Here is a 9,886-nt window from a genome sequence, read left to right as displayed (position 1 = left end):
TATTCTAGGCGGCAAAGCCGCCAAGAATAATTTCACAGCTGAGCCCCCATCCGCTCCTCCCTCCGTCACCCTACATTCCCGGAGTCTGGAACAGTCTCTCTCGACATGGAACCCTGGCAGCCTCCTGCGCGGACGTTACAGCAGGTGCCAGTAAGTATGAGGCTCGGGCGGCCCTCCCCGTGAATGTGTCCTGGCCCCGGAAACTTTGCATTCCAATAGGATGTAGGCGATTTGGGCCCGGAGGCTGGCGGGGCTCAGAGCCCGGTACTAGCTCCGCAGGACCGGCTTCGCACTAGCTTCGCGTCGCCGCCCCAGCCAGCCGGAGGGCCCAAATTGCCGGGTCTCGCGAATCGTTTCCCTGCCCCACGAGGCGGCAACGCGAAGCGCAACGCCGTACCGGCCTAAATCGCCGGGCCTTCGCGAATCCCTATAACCACATCAAAAAGTGCGGTCCAACCAGATACCTTGGTTGGACCGCACTTTTCATCACAGTGGATGCGAGCTAATTACTGCCGCCGCTTTCTTGCGGATAGAACGTATACGAGAACTGATCCAGTTGCGAGTTCCAGTCGAAGGTGGTCTGCAGGCTGTTCTGCCGGGTCTCCTCGTTGTTCAAGGTCTCGGTGTCCAACCCTAACGCCGTCCGCGCCTTGTCGGACACCCGCTGCAGCTCACTGGTCTTAGTCACCACATAAGCCACTTCCTGGCCGTTATCGTTGACCGTTGTGCCGATACCCTTCAACCCGTCTTGCTTGATGTTCTTCAATGCGCCCTGGTAATTCTGGTACATCGTCATCAACTGACCCAGCTTGATGTTGGTTTGAATCGATGAACTGACCGCGTCCAGGATGCTTTGCACCCGGGTCAGGCTATTGAGTGAGATGACCTTGCCGGCAATCGCGGTGATGACTTGCTGCTGCCGCTTTTGCCTGCCGAAGTCGCCTTCGTTGTCTTCCTTGCGCATCCGGGCGTAGGCCAACGCCATGTCACCGTTCAGGTGCATCTTACCCTTGGTGAACTTCTGGTTGCCCGTCTCGGTACTGACGAAGGAGAACGGCACATCGACATCGATACCGTCGACGGCGTCCACCATTTTCTTCATGCCCGCCATGTCGATCAAGGCATAATAGTTGATGGGCACGTTCAGGAGCTTCTCCACGGTATCCATCGCCATCGACGGACCGCCGATGTTGAATGCCGAATTGATTTTCTGATAGGTAAAGGTCTTGGCACCGATAATCTGAGCCGCCGTATCCCGGGGAATGGAGAACAGGGTCGTCTCCTTCTTCTGGGGATCGACCGTGACCAGAATCATCGTATCCGAGTTGCCGCGGTAGCCGTCACGGCCTTCTGTACCGGTATCAGCGCCCAGCAGCAGGATAGAAAACGGCTTCTGATCCGCCAAATTAACAGTCGGTGTCTTTTTCTTGGTCGGAACGTAAGTCTTATCCGCCGAATCCTTGACCTGTGTGGCCAAGCGGACACCATAAGCTGCCCCGGCAGTCACGATGAGGACGAGGACGAGCAGAATCACCTTCCAAACCTTACCCGCCCGGCCGTGGTGGTGAAGATTATCCTCTCGCCGGGGCGGTAGTGGCTGTTCGTTCTCGTTTTGGTCGTGGTCGTTATGTTGGTCCATTGTGTTTGTTCACCTTCATTACTCGAATAAATAACGTTGCGTTGAGATAATCTTACCATACCTTGATAATGGCGCCGACATTCCCGCTTAATTGAAATAGAAATGCAAAGATTCTCTTAGCACAGTGCCTTTAGAAATGAACCAGCACGCCCAGTGCAGTGGCCACGGTCACCGCGAGTGAAATCAGGGCTAGGTTCTGCACGGCGAAGTGAAAGCTGGGCTTTTTCTCGGGCCGAGCGGTGAAGGCTCGGCAATTTTTCACGACCTTGGGCGTGCAGACCAGGGCGAGGAGCGCCAGTACTGGCAGGACCCGAGCAGCCACGGCCGCAATCAACCCCAAGCCGGCGGCAGCGTAAAGCACGTACCAGAAAATCAGCCCGTTGCGCTGGCCGAGATAACGCACGATGGTGTGCCGGTGCAGGGTCAGATCTTCTTGCCAATCGGCGATATTGTTTGCCAGGAGCAGCGCAGCGATGGCAAAGGCCAACGGGCTGCTGGCCAGCAATATGCCCCGAATTGTCGCGCCGGTCAACGCGGCTTGTTCTCCGACCCCCACGTACACAGTGATGGCCAAGATCATCGTGCCCATGGTGAAGCCGCTGAAGAACTCCCCCACCGGCAGGCCGGCAATGGGCCAGGGTCCAGCAGCGTAGAGGATGCCGACCAGGAAGCAGAACACGCCCATCACCAGCAGCGGCCACCCGGTGCGGGCCACCAGCCAGAGGCCCAGCAGCCCGCCGCCGGTCACCAGCCCCACCGTTAGCCAGCCTACTTGGCTGAGAGAAAGGTGTCGGGTCCCGATGACGTTGGTCTCCAGCCGAAACTCTTCTGCAGCCCCATTGTGCAGGGCGCGGCGGTAATCTTGATAATTGTCATTGGCGTCTACCGCCATGTTGAAAAGGAGCGCTGCGATGATGAAAATCAGCCAATTGCCCCACTCCTTGGCCGTGGCCGGCATGTTCCAGAGGCAATACAAGATTCCCAACAAGAAAGGAAAAATCGACGCCGTTTTGGCCTTGATCTCCACCAGTTCAAAAAAGGCATCTAACGTCACGGATGAATCCCCGCTTTCTATTCAATCAGCGAGCCGCGATGAGCACCATCCCTCGACAGCGCTCTCGCCGTTCGCTATAGTGGAAGTACGACATTAATTGGAACCGAGGAAAAAAGTCATGAAGAGCAAGCAAACCACCGGGCCAGTGGACTTCAGTCTAATTGCGGCGGACCTCACGGCGGTACAAGAGATCCTCAGTGCCCAGCGGCTGGCCGTTCCCCACTATGCAGCCGATTACCAAACCGCCCTGGCCACCAGCGGTAAAATGTGGCGGGCGGCGTTGACGATTCTATTTGCCCGGCTAGCCCAGCCGGCTGCCAGAGAGGTGCCGCCTTCAGTCACGACCGGCGCCGCAGCAATTGAAATGCTGCATTTGGCCACGCTGATGCACGATGACGTGCTGGACAACGCACCCGTCCGCCGGCATCAGCCGACACTGCAGATGAAGCACGGCAACCATGCGGCAATCTATCTGGGGGACGAGCTGCTGGCCCGGTATTTCCGCTTCATCACGGATATTGCGCCGGATCTGGCGTTCACGAACTACCACGCCCGGGTCATGCAGCAGATCCTCACGGGCGAGCTGCAGCAAGCAGCTGAAGCTTATGATACCACGGCCACTGTCCCGGCCTATATTGAGACGGTCCGGGGGAAGACCGGGGCGTTGTTTGGTCTGGCCGCAAAAACTGGCGCCTGGCTCGCGGACGGATTTGCCGCCAGCCGCGATACCGCCACGGTTTTTGGTGAGAACCTGGGCATCACTTTTCAAATTTTGGATGATTTGAATGACTTTCGGCTGCAACAGGACAGCGGCAAACCGAAGTTGAGCGATCTGGCCTCGGGTATCTACACCCTGCCCCTGCGACTCGGGATGGCTCAGTACCCGGCATTGGCCGTGCTGCTCCAAGCCGGTGCACCAGCCAGTGAGATCCTGACTTTTCTGCACACTCGGCCGAACATTCTCGCCGCCACGGCTGCCATGGGCCGAGAATACTTGGTCAAGGCCCGGACAGCGCTCGACCAATGGCCGGTCAGTGCTGCGCGCCAGCCGCTGAGCCAAATGCTGGATTATCTGGCAGCGGCCTTACAAACGGCCGACATCTAGGGCGTACAACGCGCGGAAACGGGCGTTGTCGCGGTACAGTGTCCGCGGCGCCCCGGCCATGGTGATGCGCCCATCGGTGAGAAAGATCGCTTGGTCCGCGTGTTCCAGCCCTTGCAAGTGGTGGGTCACCCAAATCAAGGTCCGGCCCGCACTGGCCTTCATGATCATGGCCATCAGCGCCTGTTCGGTTATTGGATCCAGCCCAATCGTGGGCTCATCCAATAACAGAACGGGCGTTTTTTTCAACAGGATCCGGGCCAGTACCAGCCGCTGCTGCTGCCCGCCGGAGAAGCGCTGGCCAGACTCTGTGACTGGGGTAGCCAACTGGTCAGGCAGGGACCGAATTAGACTGGCCAAGCCCACTGCCTTCAGGGCAGCCCAAATTTCCTCATCAGTCGCGGCCGGCGACCCCAGCCGGATATTATCCCGAATCGTCGTGTTGAAGAGGAACGGCGCCTGATTCAGGTAACCGTACAGCGCTGGGCGGGCGTCTTGCAGCGCGGCCACAGGGGTGCCATTGACCGTGATCGTCCCCTGCTGCGGCGTCAAGTCACCCAGCAAGAGCTGCAGGATCGTCGTTTTTCCTTCCCCGCTGGGACCGAGAATGGCGACTTTCTCGCCGCCATGGATCGTCAGGCTGAAGTCGTCCAACAGCTTCGGCTGATCGGGACCGTAAGCAAAGGTGACATGATCGAAGCGAATCTCGTGAATGGCGGTCGGCGTGGGTGCTTGCGTCACCGGCGCCGGCGTATCGGCCGCCACACTGGCGGTCAGTTCATTCAAGTGGCCCAGGGAATCCGAATACAACGGCACTTCCCCCATGGCTTGGGCCACGGGCAGAAAGCAGTCGATCAGCGGAAAGAGGGACAGCACCACAGCGGCTGCATAGTTGGCCTGGGCTTGACTCGTTCCCAGCATACGCTGGCTGGCAAAGATCAAGGCTACGCCCAGCAACCCGAAGATGACCTGAATAAGGAAGTTGCGCCAGCGCTGGAAGCGCTCTTGATGCGTGACGCTGGCTTGGTTGACTTGGGCATCATCGGCGCCGGCGGCACTGAAGCCTTGCTGCCGGTGAGTAATCACCCAGTCCCCGAGACCGAGGTAATGTTCCGTCACGGCTGTGTATTCATGAGCCTTACGCGCTTTTTGGACACCGTAGACGCTGCCGGCTTGACGCAGGGAGAAAAGCGGCACGACCAGCAGGATCAACGCGAGCACGGCCGCGACAAACAACGCCCCCGGCCAGGTGAAGACACCGACGGCAATGACCACCAGCAGCCACACTAAGTAAGCGACCACGGTGGGGAAAATCATCCGCAGATAGAAGTTCTCCAAATGGTCCAAGTCATCCGCCAGTAATCCAAAAATTTTCCCGGTTTGCTGGTGTTCTTGCAGAAATGTGGCGTCCTTCGCCAGCGTCTTATACAGCTGAACGCGGAGCTTGGACACCACGTTCAGGACCCAGTTGTGACTGTTGATCCGTTCCAAATATTTGAACACCGGCCGGCCGATCCCAAAGGCCCGGGTGAGCACGATGGGGACATAGACCGCGAAGATGTTGAACGGATGCGTGGCCGATTTACTGATCAGGTAACCGGAGGTAAACATCAGCGCCGCGGCACAGATGAACGTCAGCAGGCCGACGAAAAAGATTAGGCTTAGCCGCCACTTGTTTTGTTTCAGAAACGGCCAGAACCAGTGGTCGTCGTGCCAGGCCCGGAGATAATCACGCAGGCGGCCCTTATTATTTGAAGACTGCATTTTGTTTACCCCCCATTTCTTCAATCAACCGGTCTAACGCTCCGCCTCGACCGCGCAGGTCACTGAGCCGGCCCTGTTCGCTGATGCGGCCGTTTTCCAGCACAATGATCTGGTCCATCGCCGGCAGCCAATGCAGCCGGTGGGTGGCAAAGATTACCAAATGGTCCGCAAAGAGCGGCACCAGGGTCTGCTTCAGGGCATACTCGGTCTCGATGTCCAAGTGGGCGGTGGGCTCGTCGAAGAGCAGAATCTTCCGGCGGCTGTCCAGCAGGACCCGGGCCAGCGCGATACGCTGACCCTGGCCGCCGCTGATGCCCCGCTGGCCTTCCCCAATCATCGTGGCTAAACCATCTGGCAGCTGGCCCAGCCAATCGGTCAGCCCCGCTTGGTCGGCAGCAGCGGCTACGGCAGCGTCGCTGGCGTCCGGAACGTAGAACCGAATGTTATCCGCAATGGAGGCGGAAAAAATATACGGCTCCTGGGGAATGTAACTCATACTGTCCTGCCATTGCGGCTGGTTGAAGCTGGTCAAATCATGCCCGTCTAAGCTAATGTGGGCGCCGCTGGCAGGTTGGTTGAAGCCGGCCAGGAGATTCATCATGGTCGACTTACCTGAGCCAGAACGGCCAACGATGGCGATTTTTTCCATGCCCTGCGCTGTGAAGCCAATATCTTGGAGCGCAAAGGTATCCTTCGCCGCATCCGGATAACGGAAACTGACGCCGCTCAAAGACAGCGTACTGTCCGTCCCCCAACCTGGCCAGTCGATCGGCGGCACCACGGCGGGTGCCGGCGTCGCCAGCAAGTCATTGACCTGCTGCAGCGCGTTCTTCCCATTCAAAGTGGCATGATAATCGTCCCCGAATTGCCGAATCGGCAGGAAGAACTCTGGCGCCAGAATCAAGCTGACCAGCGCCGGATAGAGCGTCACAGTCCCATTGATCAGGCGAAAGCCGAGGAATACGGCAATGATGGCGATGGCTAACGTGGTGAAGAAATCCAGCGCGAACGTGGAGGTCAAGGCGACCCGGATCACACTCATCGTTTTCTTGCGAAACCGCTCGCTGACGGTGTAGATTTGGTCCTCATACTGGTCGGCGATGCCCAACACCTTCAGCGTGGGTAAACCCAGGATGGTATCCACAAAGGAATTGTTTAACGTCGTGAAATCAGCGTATTGCTGATCCGACTTGGCCCGGGCCGCCAGCCCTAAGATGGCCATGAAAAAGAAGATCAGCGGCAGCATCAAAAACAGCACTAATCCGCTCAGCCAATTCTCGTACCACACGTAGATGAGCGTCAGCGTGGGAATAAATATCATGTCCGTCATCTTCGGCAGCACGGTCTGAATGTACGTTTTGACTTGGTCGAGGCCGTCAATCAAGACAGTCACGGCCGAACCGGTCCCGGTCCGGTGCAAATACGCCGGCCCGAGACGAAAATATTGAGCTTGGATCTGCGGCCGCAGCCGCGTGATGTTCTCATCCGCATAGTGTGTGGCGACGGCATTCTTCGCGACATCCATCAATTGGCGTACGATGAATGCACTAAAAAATACCAGCACCGGCACCGCCAGTGCTGATATTTTTCGTAATTGCCAAATGGCCACAAGCGCCTGGGTCAACCCCATCGCCTGCACGACGATGGCTGCCGCCTGGATGAACGATAACAGGCTGAGCAGCATCATCTGCTGGCGCATGCGGGGAAACTGAAATAGGCTCTTGTCGATCACGTTTGTATAACTCCTTTAAAGGACGAGGTTAATACCCATTTTCTCCCTGAATGTCACTGCTGCTGATGCGCTTGCGCTGAATCCAGTAACTCCAGATGAAGTAGATCAGGACGATGGGCAGCAGGCAAACCAGCACGATCGTCATGATCGTTAATGTCTTCGGCGACGCGGAGGCATTCTGAATCAGCAGACTGTTCTTCGCCGGCACGCCGATGAGCACCCGGGGGAAGAGGCCGTTGAAGATGAACGCAATCACGCCGGCCAAGGTGACACCGGTACTAATGAAGGCAATGCCGCCCCGGACGTGGGCCGCAGCCCAGTGACCGCAGATCGTGGCCGCCAGAATAATGACGGTAATGAGCCAGGTCGAAAGCGGCCGCGCCGTATAGAAGTCCGTCTGGAAAATCGCCAGCAGAACAAAGACGATTAAAGCCGGATAAGCAATCCAGTAGACCTTACTGGAAACGTGGAGCATCTTGCGGGCGTCCACCGCCGGCAGCTTCAGGCTTAAGAAGTGCAAGCCGTGCAGGAAGCTGAAGTACACCGTGGCGACCCCGCCGACGATGGACAACCAGTTGCAGACCTGCCAGAAGCCGGCCCAGATGTTACCCTGGGCATCCATCGGCACCCCTTGGATCATGCTGGTGAGCATCATACCCAGGAAGAAAGGGGCCAGCAGGCTGCCGCAGAAGTTGGCCCACTGCCACACGGCCAACTCCCGCGGTGTCTCGGCATGTGCCGAAAACTCGAAGGACACACCGCGTAAAATCAACGCGACCAGGGTCAGGAACAACAGGATGTAATACCCGGAAAACAGACTGGCATACCACAGCGGGAAGGAAGCAAACATTGCCCCGCCGGCGGTAATCAGCCACACTTCGTTGCCATCCCAATGCGGACCGATCGCCCGCATGTACAGTTGCCGCTCAGCCGGGGTCTGCGCCACCAACCGAGTGGCCATACCGACGCCGAAGTCGAAGCCGTCCAGGAACAGGAAGATCGCGAACAGCAGCGCAATGACGCCGTACCACAATAATTGCAAGATCGTCATGCTTGATACGCCTCCCTTGCGTTACCGTGTACTTGCTTCGTATCGTTTACCTCGGAAGCGTCGTAGTCCGGCCCATGGTGCAATGTGCGCCGAGAGTAGAAGACCATCACGCCGCCCAGCACGCAGAACAGGACGAAGTACACGATGTTCGTGAACCACAACTGCCCTGCGGTCGTCGTCGGGCTGACCGCATCAGCAATCGTCTGCAAGCCATAGACAACCCACGGATAGCGGCCCAGTTCGGTAATCAGCCAGCCGCCGGTCGTGCCGACAAACGGCAGGTACGTGCAGATGCCGAGGATCCACAGGAACCAGCGTTTATCAGCGAGCGTGTCTTTCTTCGCCCGACTCCAGAGCAGGGCCAGGAACGTCAGCAACGCGCTGAGTACTCCCACACCGGCCATGAACCGGAAGCTCCAGAACAGGGTCTTCACCGGCACGTAGTAATTCATATTGGCACCGAATTTCTTATCGTACTTTGCGTGCAGTTCCTTGTTGATGGTATTCATACCCTTCACGGAACCGCTCGTAGAGTGATAAGAAAGGATGGACAGTAAGTACGGAATGTCCACACTGGACTTCACCGTCTTGGTCTTCGTATCGATCAAGGCGACGGCTTGCCACGGTGCCGGATCGGTCGTGTCCTTATAAATCCCTTCAGTGGCCGCAAACTTCATCGGCTGATCGTTGATAATGTAGCGGGTCTGCATATCGCCGGCGGCAATCGTCAGCAATGACCCGACGAGCGCCAGCCAAGCACCGACCTTGGCCGACTTGGTGAAGAATTCGCGCTTCTGTTTGCTGCGCAGCAAACCGAAGGCGCTCATCCCCAGGACGACCATGCCGCCGGTGAGAATCGCCGCGAAAATCACGTGCGGGAACTCGACCCATAATTGCGGGTTAGCCACAACGGCCATGAAACTGGTCAAGCGCACGTGACCGGTTTGGGCATTGATCTCAAAGCCAGTCGGGTGCTGCATGAAGCTGTTGGCGGCCAAAATCCAAATGGCAGACAATGTGGAGCCTAACCAAGTCAGCCAAATGAATATCACGTGGACGCCCGGCTTGAACCGGTCCCACGTGAACATCCAGACACCGATGAAGGTCGATTCCATGAAGAACGCCAACAGCGCTTCAATGGCCAAAGGCGCACCAAAGATGTCCCCCATGAACCGTGAGTAGTTGGACCAGTTCATCCCGAACTGGAACTCCTGAATGATCCCGGTGACGACCCCAACGGCAAAACTTAACAGAAAAATCTTACCCCAGAACTGAGCCATTGACTTGTACAATGGCTTCTTGGTCCTGACGTAAATGGTCTCCATGATGGCTACGGCGAGGGCTGTCCCGATGGACAACGGCACGTAGAAGAAGTGGAAAATGGTGGTCATCGCGAACTGAAACCGCGATAAGTCCAGCACACTTGCTAAACCGATCATGAATATCCCCCCCTTATATGTTGGGGCTGTGACAGAACTCTTCCAAGCACCGTGCCAAAGCTCCGCAAGCTCCGGCAAAATGGACTGGAACGTGGTGGGCACGGT

General features: G+C 57.4%; 7 protein-coding genes. 1 reads left to right on the top strand and 6 read right to left on the bottom strand.

Annotation, left to right across the window (positions count from 1 at the left end):
- Nucleotides 1-502 precede the first annotated feature (502 nt).
- Together L248_RS01360 and L248_RS01355 are read right to left on the bottom strand one after the other, a co-directional pair.
- Nucleotides 503-1,639, bottom strand: coding sequence for an LCP family protein (locus L248_RS01360; RefSeq protein ID WP_022528242.1), 1,137 nt, complete (start codon nt 1,637-1,639; stop codon nt 503-505).
- A 130-nt stretch (nt 1,640-1,769) separates the two neighbouring features.
- Nucleotides 1,770-2,693, bottom strand: a complete 924-nt coding sequence (locus L248_RS01355; RefSeq protein WP_022528241.1) for a 1,4-dihydroxy-2-naphthoate polyprenyltransferase — start codon at nt 2,691-2,693, stop codon at nt 1,770-1,772.
- 118 nt (nt 2,694-2,811) lie between these two features.
- Here L248_RS01355 and L248_RS01350 point away from each other — a divergent pair, with 118 nt between their 5' ends.
- Nucleotides 2,812-3,798: a polyprenyl synthetase family protein gene (locus L248_RS01350; protein ID WP_022528240.1), complete on the top strand. Its 987-nt coding sequence runs from the start codon at nt 2,812-2,814 to the stop codon at nt 3,796-3,798.
- On the opposite strand, the gene cydC is transcribed toward L248_RS01350, so the two are convergent.
- From cydC to L248_RS01330, 4 genes are read right to left on the bottom strand one after another with little or no spacing between them, the layout of a single operon-like run.
- Complete coding sequence (gene cydC, locus L248_RS01345; RefSeq protein ID WP_022528239.1) at nt 3,778-5,559, bottom strand: thiol reductant ABC exporter subunit CydC; 1,782 nt, start codon at nt 5,557-5,559, stop codon at nt 3,778-3,780. The two genes, L248_RS01350 and cydC, sit on opposite strands and share 21 nt — an antisense overlap.
- Nucleotides 5,543-7,291: a thiol reductant ABC exporter subunit CydD gene (gene cydD / locus L248_RS01340; RefSeq protein ID WP_022528238.1), complete on the bottom strand. Its 1,749-nt coding sequence runs from the start codon at nt 7,289-7,291 to the stop codon at nt 5,543-5,545. The genes cydC and cydD overlap by 17 nt, the downstream gene beginning before the upstream one ends.
- Nucleotides 7,292-7,319: 28 nt before the next feature.
- Nucleotides 7,320-8,342 (bottom strand): cytochrome d ubiquinol oxidase subunit II, encoded by a 1,023-nt coding sequence (gene cydB / locus L248_RS01335; RefSeq protein WP_022528237.1) that lies wholly within the window; start codon nt 8,340-8,342, stop codon nt 7,320-7,322.
- Nucleotides 8,339-9,781 (bottom strand): cytochrome ubiquinol oxidase subunit I, encoded by a 1,443-nt coding sequence (locus L248_RS01330; RefSeq protein WP_040534207.1) that lies wholly within the window; start codon nt 9,779-9,781, stop codon nt 8,339-8,341. Before L248_RS01330 ends, cydB begins: the two co-directional genes overlap by 4 nt.
- Nucleotides 9,782-9,886 lie beyond the last annotated feature (105 nt).

Origin of the sequence: Schleiferilactobacillus shenzhenensis LY-73 (assembly GCF_000469325.1) — a bacterium.
In the GTDB taxonomy this organism is placed as follows: Bacteria; Bacillota; Bacilli; order Lactobacillales; family Lactobacillaceae; genus Schleiferilactobacillus; species Schleiferilactobacillus shenzhenensis.
This window is presented reverse-complemented; position numbering and strand designations above follow the sequence as displayed.